16 protein-coding genes are annotated in these 15,292 nt (G+C 74.0%); 8 read left to right on the top strand and 8 right to left on the bottom strand.

The genetic code is table 11. The features are described 5' to 3' along the window. Positions 1 to 135: 135 nt before the first annotated feature. The gene (locus ABZ914_RS30870; protein ID WP_500197511.1) at positions 136 to 894 is read left to right on the top strand and encodes an SDR family NAD(P)-dependent oxidoreductase; all 759 of its coding nucleotides are present in this window, start codon (positions 136 to 138) and stop codon (positions 892 to 894) included. Between the two features lie 86 nt (positions 895 to 980). Beyond that, a complete protein-coding gene (locus ABZ914_RS30865; RefSeq protein WP_500197510.1) occupies positions 981 to 1,748 on the top strand; it encodes an SDR family NAD(P)-dependent oxidoreductase in 768 nt (255 codons plus the stop codon). Between the two features lie 134 nt (positions 1,749 to 1,882). Here the strand turns inward: ABZ914_RS30865 and ABZ914_RS30860 are convergent, their stop codons facing one another. After that, positions 1,883 to 2,854, bottom strand: a complete 972-nt coding sequence (locus tag ABZ914_RS30860) for a threonine ammonia-lyase (RefSeq protein WP_500197508.1) — start codon at positions 2,852 to 2,854, stop codon at positions 1,883 to 1,885. Between the two features lie 101 nt (positions 2,855 to 2,955). On the opposite strand from ABZ914_RS30860, the gene ABZ914_RS30855 reads away from it, so the two are divergent. After that, positions 2,956 to 3,447 (top strand): Lrp/AsnC family transcriptional regulator, encoded by a 492-nt coding sequence (locus ABZ914_RS30855; RefSeq protein ID WP_500197507.1) that lies wholly within the window; start codon positions 2,956 to 2,958, stop codon positions 3,445 to 3,447. A 4-nt stretch (positions 3,448 to 3,451) separates the two neighbouring features. Here the strand turns inward: ABZ914_RS30855 and ABZ914_RS30850 are convergent, their stop codons facing one another. From ABZ914_RS30850 to ABZ914_RS30835, 4 genes are all read right to left on the bottom strand, one after another. After that, the gene (locus ABZ914_RS30850) at positions 3,452 to 4,252 is read right to left on the bottom strand and encodes an alpha/beta fold hydrolase (protein WP_500197506.1); all 801 of its coding nucleotides are present in this window, start codon (positions 4,250 to 4,252) and stop codon (positions 3,452 to 3,454) included. A 170-nt stretch (positions 4,253 to 4,422) separates the two neighbouring features. Continuing rightward, positions 4,423 to 4,806, bottom strand: coding sequence for a hypothetical protein (locus ABZ914_RS30845; RefSeq protein WP_500197504.1), 384 nt, complete (start codon positions 4,804 to 4,806; stop codon positions 4,423 to 4,425). 23 nt (positions 4,807 to 4,829) lie between these two features. After that, complete coding sequence (locus ABZ914_RS30840; protein ID WP_500197503.1) at positions 4,830 to 5,216, bottom strand: MFS transporter; 387 nt, start codon at positions 5,214 to 5,216, stop codon at positions 4,830 to 4,832. Then, entirely contained in the window at positions 5,206 to 5,883 is a 678-nt protein-coding gene (locus tag ABZ914_RS30835) for a hypothetical protein (RefSeq protein WP_500197501.1), read from the bottom strand. Before ABZ914_RS30835 ends, ABZ914_RS30840 begins: the two co-directional genes overlap by 11 nt. Positions 5,884 to 6,006: 123 nt before the next feature. Here ABZ914_RS30835 and ABZ914_RS30830 point away from each other — a divergent pair, with 123 nt between their 5' ends. Next, entirely contained in the window at positions 6,007 to 6,462 is a 456-nt protein-coding gene (locus ABZ914_RS30830; protein ID WP_500197512.1) for a MarR family winged helix-turn-helix transcriptional regulator, read from the top strand. A gap of 58 nt (positions 6,463 to 6,520) precedes the next feature. Here the strand turns inward: ABZ914_RS30830 and ABZ914_RS30825 are convergent, their stop codons facing one another. Together ABZ914_RS30825 and ABZ914_RS30820 are read right to left on the bottom strand one after the other, a co-directional pair. Beyond that, complete coding sequence (locus ABZ914_RS30825) at positions 6,521 to 7,414, bottom strand: hypothetical protein (RefSeq protein WP_500197500.1); 894 nt, start codon at positions 7,412 to 7,414, stop codon at positions 6,521 to 6,523. Between the two features lie 134 nt (positions 7,415 to 7,548). Further along, positions 7,549 to 7,896 carry a hypothetical protein gene (locus ABZ914_RS30820; protein ID WP_500197499.1) on the bottom strand — a complete coding sequence of 116 codons (348 nt, stop codon included), beginning with the start codon at positions 7,894 to 7,896 and terminating at the stop codon, positions 7,549 to 7,551. Positions 7,897 to 8,356: 460 nt separating this feature from the next. On the opposite strand from ABZ914_RS30820, the gene ABZ914_RS30815 reads away from it, so the two are divergent. Next, positions 8,357 to 10,966: a helix-turn-helix transcriptional regulator gene (locus tag ABZ914_RS30815; RefSeq protein ID WP_500197497.1), complete on the top strand. Its 2,610-nt coding sequence runs from the start codon at positions 8,357 to 8,359 to the stop codon at positions 10,964 to 10,966. A gap of 317 nt (positions 10,967 to 11,283) precedes the next feature. Here ABZ914_RS30815 and ABZ914_RS30810 read toward each other — a convergent pair whose 3' ends face one another. Beyond that, positions 11,284 to 12,744 (bottom strand): aldehyde dehydrogenase family protein, encoded by a 1,461-nt coding sequence (locus ABZ914_RS30810; protein ID WP_500197496.1) that lies wholly within the window; start codon positions 12,742 to 12,744, stop codon positions 11,284 to 11,286. Positions 12,745 to 12,885: 141 nt separating this feature from the next. Here ABZ914_RS30810 and ABZ914_RS30805 point away from each other — a divergent pair, with 141 nt between their 5' ends. From ABZ914_RS30805 to ABZ914_RS30795, 3 genes are all read left to right on the top strand, one after another. Beyond that, positions 12,886 to 13,656, top strand: a complete 771-nt coding sequence (locus ABZ914_RS30805; RefSeq protein ID WP_500197495.1) for an SDR family NAD(P)-dependent oxidoreductase — start codon at positions 12,886 to 12,888, stop codon at positions 13,654 to 13,656. Between the two features lie 110 nt (positions 13,657 to 13,766). Further along, positions 13,767 to 15,053: a cytochrome P450 gene (locus ABZ914_RS30800; protein WP_500197494.1), complete on the top strand. Its 1,287-nt coding sequence runs from the start codon at positions 13,767 to 13,769 to the stop codon at positions 15,051 to 15,053. Further along, a complete protein-coding gene (locus ABZ914_RS30795) occupies positions 15,050 to 15,262 on the top strand; it encodes a ferredoxin (RefSeq protein ID WP_500197492.1) in 213 nt (70 codons plus the stop codon). Before ABZ914_RS30800 ends, ABZ914_RS30795 begins: the two co-directional genes overlap by 4 nt. The last annotated feature ends 30 nt before the right edge of the window (positions 15,263 to 15,292 follow it).

The raw sequence follows: 15,292 nt of genomic DNA, 5'->3' as shown, positions 1-15,292 counted from the left end.
CCGGGGGGGGGCGGGGGCCCCCCCCCCACCCCCCCCCCGCGTCCTGGTTAATGCCCGCTGACCTGCGCAGACTCGGTGGAGAACAAGGCCCGGCTCCACCGGGGAGCCAGGCCGCGGAAATCGGGAGGCACATCCATGACAGGACGGCGGCTCGCCGGCAGGGTCGCGCTGATCACCGGCGCGACCGGCGGCATCGGCACCGCGACGGCCGAACTCTTCGCCCGCGAGGGCGCCCGGCTGGTGATCACCGACATCGCCGAGGCGCCCCTGCGGGACCTGGCCCGCCGCGTCCGGGCCCGCGGCGCCGAGGTCGTCGAAGCGCGCCTGGACGTCTCGTCCGCGCGGGAGTGGGACGAGGTGATCACCCTCGTGCGCGACCGCTTCGGGACGCTGGACGTGCTGGTGAACCTCGCCGGCATCGTGGACTGGCCGGGCATCGAGGACACGCGCGAGGACACCTGGGACCGCGTGATCGACGTCAACCAGAAGGGCACCTGGCTCGGCATGAAGGCGGCGATGCCGCTCCTGCGCGAGAGCGGCAACGCGTCGGTCGTCAACACCTCGTCGGTGCTCGGCCTGGTGGGGAGCGGCGCCGCCGCGGCCTACCAGGCGTCCAAGGGCGCGGTCCGGCTGCTGAGCAAGACCGCCGCGGTCGAGTACGCGCGGCAGGGAGTGCGGGTCAACTCGGTGCATCCCGGCGTCGTCGCGACGCCGATGATCCAGGACGTCCTGGACGAGCAGGGCGACCGGCAGCCGGACATCCGGCGCACCCCGATGCGGCGGGCCGGCCGCGCCGACGAGATCGCGCCCGCCTTCCTCTTCCTGGCCTGCGACGACTCGTCGTTCGTCACCGGCTCGGAACTCGTGGTCGACGGCGGGCTCACCGCGCACTGAGCGGCGGGCCGCCGATCGGAACGCGGGGCACCGCGTCCTCGCGTCCGCCCCTGGCACCCGACAGCGGTGAAACGAAGGAAGGCACAATGGCATCTGCGAATCCGTCCACCGGGACCGCCGAGTTCGCCGGCAGGATCGCCCTGGTCACCGGGGCGGCGCGCGGCGTCGGCCGGGAGACCGTCCGGCTGCTGCACGGCCGAGGCGCGCGGCTCGTCGCGGTCGACCGGCGGCCCGAGGTCGACGAGCTGGCCGAGGAGTTCCCCGGCGTCCGGCCCCTGGTCCGGGACATCACCGACGAGACCGCCGCGCGCGACGCGGTGCGGGAGGCCGTCGGCGCCTTCGGCGGGCTCGACATCCTGGTCAACAACGCCGGACGCACCCTCAACAAGCCGATCACCGACACCACGGCGCGGGACTGGGACGCGGTGATGGCCGTCAACGCCCGGGCGTCGTTCCTCTTCGCGCGTGAGGCGTTCCGCGCGATGCGCGACCGAGGGGGCGGGGCGATCGTGAGCACCGGGTCCTACGCCGGCACCGTCGCGCTGCCCGACGGTGCCGCCTACAGCGCGTCCAAGGGCGCCCTGGCTCAGCTGACCAAGGTCCTCGCCGTCGAGGGCGGGCCGCTGGGCATCCGGGCGAACATCGTGGCGGCGGGGGTCATCGAAACCGACTTCCTCGACGCCTTCCGCCCCGACAGCCGGGAGTACCTGGCCTCGTTCGCCGGCGCCCAGCCCCTCGGCCGGGTCGCGCAGCCCGAGGAGATCGCCGAAGTGCTCTGCTTCCTGGCATCGCCGCGCTCCGGTTTCGTCACCGGTGCGGTGGTCGCGGCGGACGGCGGCTTCACCGCGATCTGAGGTGCGGACGTCCCGGACGGCCGTCAGGGCGCTGATCAGCGCGCCGAAGCTCTCGCCGAACACGGCCGTGCGCGCCGGTCGACGCCCACCGCGAGGCGCGCCCATCCCTGGCGCGTCCGGGCGCGACCCGGCGCCTACGCGGGACGCGCGAGCCTGGCCGCCAGCTCCCGGACCTGTTCGGGACGCGGGTTGGCGCCGGTCAGCACCGTCGCCACCCGGTCGCCGGCGACCGCGCCCTCGGCGATCGCCGCCAGGCCCGCCGCCCCCGCCGGTTCCAGGAGGATCCCGAGCGTGCGCGCCGCCAGTTCCATGGCCGCGGCGATGGCCTCGTCGGTCACCAGGACGATCTCGTCCACCAGGGCGCGGGCCCGTCGCACCGCGGCCTCCAGTGGTGCGCGCACCGCGATGCCGTCGGCGAAGGTGCGGACGTGGTCGAGACGGACCGGGCGGCCGGCGCGCAGGCTCTCCAGCATGGAGGGGGCGCCTTCGGCGTTGACCCCGACGATCCGGGTGGCGGGCGCGTGCTCCTTCATCCAGCGCGCCACGCCGTTGATCAGCGCGCCGTCGCCCACCGGGAGCACGACGGCGTCGAAGCCCCGGCCGTGCGGCGCGCCCCTGGTCAGCTCGACTCCGATCGTCCCGGCGCCCTCGGCGATCGCGGCTTGCAGGCCGTCCTGCAGGTAGACGCGGTCGGGACGGCGTTCGGCGTGGTCGGCTGCGGCCTTCCGCGCCGCCGCGCCGTCCGCCCCCGCCGCGACGACCCGGGCGCCGAAGGTCTCCATCCGCTCCCGCTTGGCGGGGTTGACCGTCTCGGGCACGAACACCTCGACCGGCATCCCGCGGGCCCGTCCCGCGTAGGCGACGGCCTGGCCGAAGTTGCCCGAGCTGGCGCACACCACCGGGGTGCCGGGGGCGAGCGTGCTCAGCATCAGATCGGCGCCCCGGCCCTTGAAGCTGCGCACCGGGTTGGCCGTCTCCAGCTTCACCGTCACCGCCCGGCCGCCCAGCGCCCGGCACAGCTGCTCGTCGAGGTACTGCGGGGTGTCGAGGAACACCGGATCGATCATCCGTACCGCCTTCTCGATCCGTGCGGTGTCCAGGTCCATGCTCGTCGCCTTCCCTCGGAGGCCTGCGGACCCGGCCGACGCTATTCGAACTCATGATCGATGCGATTGAGGGAATTCGCACCGTCACGCAATAATCTTGCGTGCCCGAATCACCGCCGCCGCGCCTGGACGAGATCGACGCCCTGCTGCTGGACCTGCTCCAGCACGACGCCGGGCGCACCCTGCACGAGCTCGGCGACCAGGTCGGGCTCTCCCCCAGCGCCGTCCAGCGGCGGATCGCCCGCTACCGCAAGGACGGCCTCATCAGCAGGCAGGTCGCCGTCCTCGACCCGCACCGCCTCGGCCCCACCGTCCTCGCCACGGTCCTGGTGACCCTCGACAGGGAGTCCTTCGAGCACCACCGCGCCTTCGCCGACCGGATGCACTCCGAGCCGCAGGTCCAGCAGTGCTACCGGGTCGCGGGGCCATGGGACTACGTCGTCGTCCTGGCCGCGCGGAGCATGCGCGACTGCGGCCGCCTCGGTGACCGCCTCTTCAAGGCCGACGACAACATCAGGCGCTACGAGACCCTCGTCGTCTTCGACACCGTCAAGGCCGGCCTCGCTCTCCCGCTTCCCGCGCCACGGCCCTAGACGGTCAGCTGAGGGTGTCGAGGAACTCCTTGACGGCGGCGGCGAAACCGTCCGGGTCGGTGGTGTGGGCGAAGTGGTCGCCGTCGAGCCGGGCGAGGCGGGTGCCGGGACGCCGCGCGACGATCTGGCGGCCTTCCTCGGGGGTGATGACCTGGCTGTCGCGGGCGTGCACGAACAGCGCGGGGCAGGAGGTGGCGGTCCAGTCGGCCCAGTGGTCGCCGTGGGTGCCCTGCTCTGAGGCGATGGTGTCCTGCGGGTGGAACGGCAGCCGCCAGCCGCCGTCGGCGGTGGGACGCAGCTTGCCGCCGAGCATCGGGGCCAGCGGGCCGATGGCGTCCAGGAGCGCCTGCCGGTCGGGGGTGGTGTACGGCATCGACAGCACGAACGACAGTGCGCTCGGCCCCTCGTCGAGGTCGCAGACCGGGCCCTCGACGTTGACGATCGCCGGAACCCGCTCGGGGTGCCGGGCGGCGATCTGGAACGCGGTGATGCCGCCGCCGGAGTGGCCGAGCGTCACCGCCTCCTCGATCCCCAGGTGGTCCAGCAGGGCGATCGCGTCGGCGACGTAGTCCTCGCGGGTGTAGGTGGCGGCCCGGTCGGAGTCGCCGTGCCCGCGCTGGTCCGGCGCGATGACCCGCCACTGCGGCGCCAGCGCCCGAGCCAGCCGCTCCCACGTCTCCCCCTCGTAGAGGTGGCCGTGCAGGGCCAGCAGCGGACGGCCCGTCCCGCCGAAGTCCCGGTAGGACAGCCGGCGGCCGTCGATGAGGAACTCGCCGCGGGTACCGGTGACGCTGGTGCCGTTCATGATCCAACCTCCGTGGGGTGTCCTGCCTCGATGAACAGCACTCTGTCGGCGGCCGCTGACCGGCGGCGCACCGGCCGCTGACGGCCCTCCCTCCTCTCCGGTGCGCGGCCGGCACGACGCACTGGGATGCCTCGCGTTACCCGGCCTCGCGACCGAGCACGCTGAAACGGTCACGCGAGCTCACCGGCACCGTCCTCGGTCACCTTGGCCGTCGTGCCCGCCGATCCTCGCGGTCCCGCGAACGGCGTGATGGTGACCAGGGAGACCACGATGCCCAGCAGGTATAGCCCGACGGCGACCCTGAAGCCCGCGGTGTAGCCGTGGACCAGCGCGTCCGACGGGGCCGTGCCCTTCGCCGCGTGCCGCGTCGTCGTGACCGCGACGGTCGCCAGGCCCGCCAGTCCCAGCGCGCCGCCGATCTGCGAGCCGGCGGTGAGCAGCGCCGAGCCGATGCCGGCCTCGGAGCCGTCGATCCCGCGGACGCCGATTCCGGCGGCGACGACGGTGCTGGCGCCTAGGCCCAGGCCGGTGACCAGCGACGCCGGCATCACCATCGCGTAGACGCTCGAGTGCGCCGTCAGGAAGGCGAACCACGCGATGCCCGCGGCGGCGAGGGGGCCCTGGCGCGGGGCCTGCCTTCGGGGAAGGTGGCGACCAGCAGCGACAGCGCGCCGGGGGTGGCGATCGCCGCTCCGATGCCCTGGACGGCGCGGAAGGCGATCAGGGCCCCGCCGGTGGGCGCCGGCCCGCCGAGCAGCGAGGCCGCGCCGAACAGCACCAGGCCGGTCCTGAAGACCCGCTTGCGGCCGTGGACGTCGCCGACCCGCCCGGCGACGAGCATCAGCCCCATGATCGTGCCGTCGAGCACGACGAGGAACCGCGCGAAGGCGATGACCCACGTCGCGACGCCGAGCCGGCGGTTCGGGACCGGATCCGCGACCGCCGCGGTCGCGTTACCGGTCATCGCTGCCGGTCGTGACGCGGCCGACCTGGGGAAGCCGGTCGTCGGCGGCCGAGGCGGGCGCGAGCCGCGTGACGGCGTCGGGCATGGGGCCGACGGTGAACACCTGGACGGACGGGCCGACGGTGACGGCGGCGAAGGACGCGACGGGCGGCACATGGTCGGGCAGCGGGATGGTGTGCGTCCCCGCGTCGAGCCGGCCGTGGAAGACGAGCCCCGATGCGCTCTTGGGCTCCGGCGGCACGAAGGACGTGCCCCACCATGCCTCGACGGTGACGGTGGCGGACTCGTCGAGCGTGAGCCGCACCGAGCGCTGCGCGGCGTCGTAGGCGGCTCGGCCGCCTTCGGGGGTTCCGGCCGAGGTGGCGGCTTGGACCTGGGCGGCGATGAGGCCGGCGATCCCGGCGAGGCCCTGGATGAAGGTCACGTCCGGGTTGCGCGCGGAAACGGCCTCGCGCAGGTGTCCTTTCGTGTCGGCGGGGACCATGCCGCCGAAGACCACGACGTCGATTTCGGCGGCGTCGTAGTCGTCGAGGACCTTGTCGAACCGGTTCGTGGCGTCCGCGGAATAGCCCTTGGCCCGCAGGATGTCGACGGTGGCGAGGAGCACGCTGGGACTGCGGCCGATGACGAGAACGCGGCCGGGCTCGTTCTTGGGCGAAGTGTTCACGGTCAGATCTCCCTGGCGACGGAATTCGGGGCGGTCGGCGGTCGGCGACGCACCACCTGTGTTGGCGTGGCCAACATAGCGAGTGTTGGCTCAACCCACAACTGTTAGGCTTGCCGGGTGCCCATGACCCATCACGACCCCGGCAGCACTCCGGCCCGGCTCGAAGGACGCGCGACCTGGCTGGTCAGCCGAGCGCACAACCGCGCATCGGGCCTGCTCGGCGCCGGTTTCGAGGCCCATGGCGACGGACTGCGCAGCTACCACTACCGGCTCCTCGCCGCCCTGGAGGAGTGGGGACCCCAGAGTCAGGCCGACCTCGGCCGCAGGACCGGGATCGATCGCAGCGACGTGACCGCCGCCATGACCAGGCTCGAGTCGAGCAACCTGGTCGAGCGCGCGGCCGACCCCGCCCACAAGCGGCGGAACATCGTCACGATCACACCGGCGGGCGTCGAACGGCTCCTCGAACTCGACAAGGTCATCGACGGCGTCCAGGACGAATTCCTCGCGCCCCTGACGGCCGCCCAGCGGCGCCAATTCATCGCCCTGCTGTCACGACTCCTCGACGCGGAGCACTGACCCTTTTCAGGGTGCTCTGGTCTCGTGGATTCGCGCGCATGAACGGCCTGGCCGCGCTTTAGCAGGCGGATGGCGGAACGGGACGGGCGGCGGCCCGCCGGAATTCCAGCCGCAGTGACGAGTCGCGCGGTATGAGGAACGCGGTGCCGCCGTCGGGCCGCCATGTGGCGGGCAGCAGGAAGTACTGGTCGCCGGAGCGGATCACGAGCTTGAGGCCGTCGTAGCGGTACCGGAAGGCCGACTCGGGTCCCTTGCAGCGCGTCTCCCGCACACCCGGCGCGCTCATGCTCAGCCCGTGCAGGCTGTAGATGACGACGTCGGGGTAGGTGGCGAGACGGTCGACGAGCCGGTGCGCGCGCCACGTCCCGACGGCGGCCGAATAGTCCGTCGCGGCCCAGAAGAGGCTGACCGCCACGAGCGTGTAGACGATCGTCCACTGCACGGCCGCCTCCTGGAACGCGCCCGCCCGCCCGGCGACCGGCCCGCCCCACTGGTAACCCGCGTAGGCCACCAGGACCACCCCGCCCGCCAGGCCGAGCGGCGCCGCGTCCAGATGCGCGCTGAGCGGCGTCCGGACCACGAGGCTGAGCGCGCCGACCGCGCCCAGCACGAGCCCGGTCAGCGCCACGCACCCCAGCAGGACGGCGGGGACGCGCGGCCCGAACCGGGTGGCGACGCGTCCGCGCAGCAGGAGGTGCGCCCACACCGCGACCAGCCCGGCCAGCGCGCCGACCGTCAGCGGGACGTACAACGCGTCGACGCTGTAGATGAGGTAGTCCACGGTCGTGAAGTTCAGGGCGTTGGCGTTCACCCCGAAGTACTGGAAGAACCAGTTCACGTCGTTCCAGCCGAAGTAGTACAGCAGCGCGGAGGCCAGCGCCGTCGGCGCGACGACCGACCGGAGGACGTCGCCGAACCTCCGCAGCCCCGACGTGTAGGCGCTCTCGTTCACCTCGGCGCCGGACTCCCCCTCCGTCCCGGGCGCGGGCGGGGCGGACGCGGGCGACCGTGCGGGTGGAGACGGCTGAGGCGGCGCCGGTGGCGGCCGCTCTTCGGGCGGTGCCGCCGTGTTCTCGGCGCCGGCCGTCAAGAGGACGCCTCGGGCGCGGGCGACCCGCCGTCCGGGGGCGGGCTCTCCGGTTCCGGAGGCCCGGGATCGGGCGATCCGCCGTCGAGGCACGGACCGTCCCCCGTCACGATGACGATCGTCTGGCCCCGCCGGAGGGGCGCGCCTTCGGAAGGGTCCAGGTGGTCGCCGAGGCAGAGGGTCTTGTCGGGGTTGCCGAGGTCCTCATGGTGGATCTCCACGTCGACGCATGGCGGGGTCCACCCGTGGCTCCGGCAGATGGGGGCCAGTTGTGCCAGGAGCACCTCCCGGATGTCCTCGGGTGCTCGCTGGCTGACCGGCGGGTTGTCAAGTTCCGGAACGCGCATCGGGCTGCCGGGAGCCTCGCCGCCCCCACCGTTGCCCGCGCCCGGACCGCCGGGGCCGCCCGCCCCCGGTCCCTGACCGCCCCGCTGCGAACCGCCCAAGGATCCCCCGCCAGACCCGCTCGCACCTCGCGAGCCGTGGTCGCCGCCCCCGCACGCGGCGCACGCCAGGCACAGCGCCAGCGCGGCCGCCGGCACCCGCTGCCGATACCACCCGGACATGCCTTCCGACCTCCCTTGATGACCGGCGCGCCCCCCCGGCGCGCCGGTCGCCCTGTCGGCGGCGGGCCATCGCCGCCTCGCGTGAGGCAAGCATGGGCGTGGCGGTCCCAATGCGCATGAGTAACGGACTACTCGTCTTCCGGCCGGATCGGGCTTCGCAGGCCCCCGCCGGGCACGAACGGCCGAAGCCGGTCAGTGTCCAAGGGGCTCCCCTGCGTGACGCGTGGGTACTGTCCCGCCTATGTGGCGCGGGTGGCCGCTCACCGGGCGCGATGAGGAACTGCGGTACATCACCGGCGTTCTGGAGGCGCGCGAAGGGCCCGCCGGAGTGGTGGTGGCGGGCCCTCCCGGCGTCGGCAAGACGCGGCTCGCGCGCGAGGCCCTGGCGGCGGCGGAACGGCATGGTGCCGCCGTCCGCTGGGCCGCCGCGTCGAACGCCGCGAGGACGCTCCCGCTCGGCGCGTTCGCCGCCCTGCTCGGCGAGACCGGCGGCGATCCCGCGGAGCTGGTGCGCCGGGCGACGGACGTCCTGGCGGGTGCTGGCCCGGGCGGCGCGGTCGTCGGCGTCGACGACGCCCATCTGCTGGACGACCTGTCGGCGTTCGTCGTCCAGCAGCTGGTGCTGCGGCGCGCGGCGCGGGGCGTGCTCACGCTGCGCGCCGGGGAACCGGCGCCGGACGTCGTCACCGCGCTGTGGAAGGACGGGCACCTGACCCGGCTGGAGCTGCGGCCGCTCCCCTCGACACGGACGACGCGGCTGCTGGAGGCGGTCCTCGGCGGTCCGGTGGACAGCCGGGACGCGGCGCGGCTGTGGACGGTCACCCAGGGGAACGCGCTCTACCTGCGGCATCTGGTCGACGGCGAGGTGGACGCCGGCCGGCTGCGCGAGGTGGACGGGGTGTGGCGGTGGCGGTCCGGGCCCGCGCTGCCGCCCGGCCTGACGGACCTGATCAGGGCCCGGATGGGGCGGCTCACCGCGGCGCAGCGCGACGTCCTGGACGCGCTGGCGTTCGGGGAGCCGCTCGGCGTGCCGCTGCTGGCGCGGCTGACCGACCAGGCGGCGGTCGAGGACGCGGAGGCGCGCGGGCTGATCGAGGTCCGCGCGGACGGCCGCCGCCAGCAGGCGCGGCTGGCGCATCCGCTGTACGGGGAGGTGGAGCGGGCGTCATGCGGGCGGCTGCGCGCGCGCCGGTGGCGCGGCCGCATCGCCCGGGCACTGGCGGGCACCGGGGCGCGCCGGGCGGACGACACGCTCCGCCGCGCCGTGCTCATGCTCGACTCCGACCTTCCCCACGACGCGGACGTCCTCGCCGCCGCTGCGGGCACCGCGCTGGAGATGCTGGACTTCGCGCTGGCGGCCCGGCTCGCGGCGGCGGCCGTGCGGGCGGGCGGCGGGCCGGCGGTGCGGCGCGTCCTCGGCTACGCGCGCCCGTGGTCCCGCGACGGCGCCGAGGCCGAGGAGGAACTGGCCGCGCTGGAGGCGCTCGCGGGCGACGACGCCGAGCGCGTCCGGGCGACGCTGCCGCGGGTCGGGAACCTGTTCTGGACTCTGGCCCGCCCGGACGACGCGCAGGTGGTGCTCGCCGAGGCGGAGGCCGCCGTCCGCGACCCGGCCGCGCGCGACGCGCTGACCGCGATGCGCTCGGTCTTCGACGCGTTCCTCGCCCGCCCCGGGAGGTCCGCCGCCGCGGCGCGCGCCGTCATGGCGTCGGCGTCGTCGCCGGAGGCGGTGACGCTCGCCGGGTGGGGGCTGGCCGCGGCGTGCTGCGGGCTCGGCCGCCTCGACGGGCTCGGCGAGGCCATGGCCAGGATCGAGGCGCTGGCCGTCTCCTACAGCACCGGCCAGGTAAGGATCGGCGGGTTCGACGCGTGGGTGCGGGCGCTGCGGCTCGCCGGCCGGCTGCACGACGCCGAGGACGCGGCGCGGCGGTTCCACGAGGCGGCGCGGGCCGTTCCCGGCGCCGGGTACCTGTTCGCCGGCGGCGCCTACGCCGAGGTGATGCGCGACCGCGGGCAGGTACGGAGCGCCGTGCGGCTGCTGCGGGAGGCGGTCGCCGGGATCGAGGGCGCCGACCCCGGCGGCTGGGCGTTCTGCCTGCCGCTGCGGCTGGCGCCCGCGCTCGCGATGACGGGCGACGCGCCCGAGGCGAGGCGGGCGCTGGAGCGGGCCCGGGCCGCCGAGCACCCGTCGCTGGTGTTCATGGCGCCGGACGTCCTGCTGGCCGAGGCGTGGGTGGCGGCGGCCGAGGGCGCGGTCAGCGAGGCCGCCGCGACCGCCCGGCGGGCCGCCGCGCTCGCCGCGTCGCAGGGGCAGCCCGCGCTGGAGGTCTCGGCGCTGCACACCGCCGCCCGCTTCGGTGACGCCGGCGTCGCGGGGCGCCTCGCCGAGCTGGCCTCCGAGGTGGACGGCCCGCTCGCGCCCGCCGCCGCCGCGCACGCCGGCGGCCTGCGGGACGGTGACGCCGCCGCCCTGGAGGACGCGTCGGCCCGGCTGGAACGCCTCGGCGCGGTGCTCGCCGCCGCCGACGCGGCCGCGCACGCCGCCGCGTGCCACGCCCGCGACGGGCGCCGCGGTCCGGCGGCGGCCGCGGCAGCACGGGCGCACTCGCTGGCGGAGGCGTGCCAGGGCGCGCGGACGCCGGCGCTCACCGCGACCGCGCTGCCGCCGCCGCTCACCCCGCGCGAACGGGAGATCGTCGCGCTGGCCGGGGCCGGGCTGACCAACCGGCAGATCGCCGGGCGGCTCGTCCTGTCGGTCCGCACCGTGGAGGGCCACCTGTACCGGGCCTCGGCCAAGCTCGGCGTCACGGGCCGCGCCGACCTGCCCGCGCTGCTGCGCCGCGAGCCGTGACGCGGCCCGGCCGCCGAGCTCGCCACCATGAGCAGCATGTGCGGGACGAACTCCGCGATCAGCGGGTATTCGGGAAGGTCGCGGTAGGGGCCGCGCCGGCTGACCGTCAGCCCGCCGCCGTCGCGGGTGACGCACAGTAGTCCCATACGCCCAGCGCTCCCGGCTGCCACAGCTCCATGAACCGGTCGCCGCCGCGCGCGCCCCACGGGAGGCGGGACAGCATTTCCCACGATCGACCGGCCCTCCACCAGCATCAATGACCGGGCGGTGACCGGTGAAGCGGCCCGCGTGCCACGGGCCGCTTCCCTGACGGAGGGCTAGGCGGGAGCCACCATCCCGAACGTCTTGGTCTCCAGGAACTCCTCCAGGCCGGAGACGCCCTTCTCGCGGCCGATCCCCGACTGCTTGAAGCCGCCGAACGGCGTGTCGGAGAAGAAGTAGTTGCCGCCGTTGACGCTGTAGGTCCCCGTGCGGATGCGGCGCGCGATCGAGAGGCACCGCTCGTCGTCGGCGCCGTACACCGCTCCGGAGAGGCCGTAGGCGGAGTTGTTGGCGATGCGGACGGCGTCGTCATCGTCGTCGTAGGCGATGACGGCGAGGACCGGCCCGAACACCTCTTCCTGCGCGATCTCGCTGTCAGGATCCACACCGCTCAGCAAGGTCGGGGTGTAGAAGAACCCCGGGTCGACCTTCTCGCCGCCGGTCACCAGCTTCGCGCCCTCCTTCACGGCACGCCGCACCATCCCGTCCACCTTCTCCCGCTGCCGCTCGCTGATCAACGGCCCCATGTAGGTCTTCGGATCGCGCGGGTCCCCGTAGGCGACCTTGCCGAGGTAGCGGGCGACGCGCTCGACGACCTCGTCGTGCCGGGCGCGCGGCACCAGCAGGCGGGAGTTCAGCGCGCAGGCCTGGCCGGCGTGCAGGCAGATGCCGAACGCGGCGTTCATGGAGACGGCGCGGAGGTCGGCGTCGTCCAGCATGATCAGCGCGGACTTGCCGCCCAGCTCCAGCCGGACCCGCTTGATCGTGCCGCCGGCCGCGGAGAGGATGCCGCGGCCGGTCGCCGACGAACCGGTGAAGCTGACGACGTCCACCTCCGGATGCGTGGTGAGCGCCGCGCCGACCTCGACCCGCGACGAGGTGAGGACGTTGACCACGCCGGCCGGGATGTCGGTGTGCTCGGCGAGCAGCCGGCCCAGTGCCAGCGTCACCAGCGGCGTGTCCGGCGCGCCCTTCAGCACCACCGTGCAGCCCGCCGCCAGCGCGGGGGCGAGCTTCACCAGCGCCAGCTGGACGGGGAAGTTGTAGGGGGTGATCGCGGCGACGACGCCGGCGGCCTCCTTCTCCACCCAGCGGTGGTGCCGCTGCCCCTGGTATTCGGCGTGCCCGAGGTCTTCCGTCAGCGGATGGTCGCGCAGCAGGGCCGCGTAGTAGCGGACGAGGTCCAGGGGTTCGTCGAGCTGGGCGCCGTGGGTCAGCATGCGCGGCGCGCCCGCCTCGGCGATGAGCAGTTCGCGCAGGTCCTCCTGGTGCTCGACGAGCGCGCGGTGGAACTGCTCCAGGCACGTGACGCGCAGGTCCCGGTCGGTCGCCCACCCCGTCTCCTCGAACGCCCGGCGGGCGGCCGCGACCGCGCGCCCGGCGTCGGCGACCGTGGCGTCCGGGGCCTCGCCGAGGACGTCGCCGGTCGCGGGATCGGACGAGCCGAACGTCCGCCCGCTCTCCTCGAGCCGCCCGTCGATGAGCAGCCGGGCCGCTCCGCCGTCCCGGATCGGCATCCCGTTCCCCTCTCACTGGAAATATCGTTCTCATCAGACGGTATCTTATGTACCGTCTGGAGAGAAGCCGATGATACTTCTGGGCCGGCGGGACGCCGGGGCGCACGCGGCGCGGGCGAGAAAGGCACGAGTGGAGCAGCCATGAGCGAGGAGAACACGAGCGCGCGGCGGACGGCGGTCGTCACCGGCGGCGGTTCGGGCATCGGGCGCGCGATCGTCCACCGGCTGGCCGAGGACGGGTACGCGACCGCCGTCCTGGACCTCGACGCCGAGGCCGCCGAGCGGGTGGCCGGCGAGGTGCGAGAGAAGGGCCACGAGGCGTCCGCCTTCGGGGGCGTGGACGTGTCCGACCGCGCGCAGGTGGACGGCGCGGTGCGGCGGATCCGCGACCTGTACGGCCCGGTGAGCGTGCTCGTCAACAACGCGGGGCTGACGGGCTTCAAGAAGTTCCTGCACATCACCGACGAGGTCTGGGACCGGATCATCGCCGTGAACCTCAGCGGCCCCTTCTACTGCACCCAGGCGGTCGTGCCGGACATGGTCGAGGCCGGGTGGGGCCGGATCGTGAACATCTCCTCCTCCAGCGCGCAGTCGGGACAGCAGTTCATGACCCACTACGTCGCCTCGAAGGCCGGCCTCGTCGGCTTCACCAAGGCCCTCGCGCTGGAACTGGGCCAGGACGGGATCACCGTCAACACCATCCCGCCCGGTTTCGTCGACACCCCGATGCTCCGCAGGTCCGAGAGCAAGGGCCTGCTCGGCGGCACCGTCGATCACCACGCGGACCTGACGCCGGTGGGCCGCCCCGGCCGCCCCGAGGACATCGCCGCGGCGTGCGCCTTCCTGGTCTCCGAGGAGGCGGGCTACATCACCGGCCAGGTGATCGGCGTCAACGGCGGCCGCAACACCTGAACGGGACGCGTCCGGCCGCCCCGCAGAGCCGGCGGGCCGGGCTTGGTAACATCCTTCTCATCGATGAGAATCACGCTGTCTTGAGCGGCACGAGGAAAGGACGCCGGTCAGTGAAGGATCTCGAGACCCTCGACTTCTTCCGCGACGAGGAGCTCGTCGCGGACCCCTATCCCTACTTCGAGGCCCTGCGCGGCAAGTGCCCCGTCCAGCGCGAGCCCCATCACGACGTGATGATGGTGACGGGGTACGACGAGGCGCTCCAGGTGTACAACGACACCGACACGTTCTCCTCGTGCGTCTCGGTGACCGGGCCGTTCCCCGGGTTCCCCGTCCCGCTCGAAGGCGACGACGTCAGCGAGCTGATCGAGCGGCACCGCGGCGAGCTGCCGATGAACGACCAGCTCCCCACGCTCGACCCGCCGCTGCACACCGCGCACCGCGCGCTGCTCATGCGGCTGATCACGCCGAAGCGCCTCAAGGAGAACGAGGCGTCCATGTGGCGGCTCGCCGACCGGGTGCTCGACGACTTCCTCGCCGGCGGCGAGGGCGACGCGATCGACGGCTTCGCGGGCCCGTTCACGCTCCTGGTCATCGCCGACCTTCTCGGCATGCCCGAACAGGACCGCGACGAGTTCGCCCGGACGCTGCGGCGGGCGTCCGGCGGCGGCATCGGCGGCACCGGCGACGAGACCCTCGCGCACAGCCCGCTGGAGTTCCTGTACGAGCGCTTCGTCCCCTACATCGAGGACCGCCGCCGCGAGCCGCGCGACGACGTGCTCACCGGCCTGGCCACCGCGACGTTCCCGGACGGGACGGTGCCCGAGGTCGAGGACGTGGTCCGCGTCGCCGCCAACGTCTTCGCGGCCGGCCAGGAGACCACCGTCCGGCTGCTCGGCGCGGCGCTCAAGCAGATCGCGGAGGACCCCGGCCTGCAGCGGACGCTGCGCTCCGAGCGGGACCGCATCTCCAACTTCGTCGAGGAGACCCTCCGGGTCGAGAGCCCGATCAAGGGCGACTTCCGGCTGGCCCGCGTCTCGACGACGGTGGGCGGCGTCGACGTCCCCGCCGGCACGATCCTGATGCTGGTGAACGCGGCCGCGAACCGGGATCCGCGCCACTTCGACGACCCGGCGACGTTCGACCCGTCCCGCAGGAACGCCCGCCGCCACATCGCGTTCGGGCGCGGCGCCCACACCTGCCCCGGCGCCCCCCTGGCGCGGGCCGAGGCGCGCGTGGGCATCGAGCGGCTCCTCGACCGGACGGCCGACATCCGCGTGTCCGAGCGCCGGCACGGCCCCGCGGGCGACCGCCGCTACCGCTACGTCCCGACCCACATCCTGCGGGGTCTGACGCACCTGAACCTGGAGTTCACCCCGGCCGCGGACGAGGCCCGATGAAGATCACGATCGATGAGGACCGCTGCCGCGGCCACGGCGTCTGCTGCACGCTCTGCCCCGAGGTCTTCGACCTCAACGACGACGGGTACTCCGAGGTGCTGACGCCCGAGGTGCCCGCCGAGCACCGGGAGGCGGTGCGCGTCGCCGTCAGACACTGTCTCCCTGGCCGATTATGCCAGCGGGTTAGAGTAACCATAAGTCAAGGGTAGTATCCCAACAACGCCTCAATAGAAACTAGC

This window comes from Spirillospora sp. NPDC046719, from assembly GCF_040645715.1.
In the GTDB taxonomy this organism is placed as follows: domain Bacteria; phylum Actinomycetota; class Actinomycetes; order Streptosporangiales; family Streptosporangiaceae; genus Spirillospora.
The sequence above is the reverse complement of the archived record's forward strand: the minus strand, read 5'-3'. Positions and strand labels throughout refer to the sequence as shown.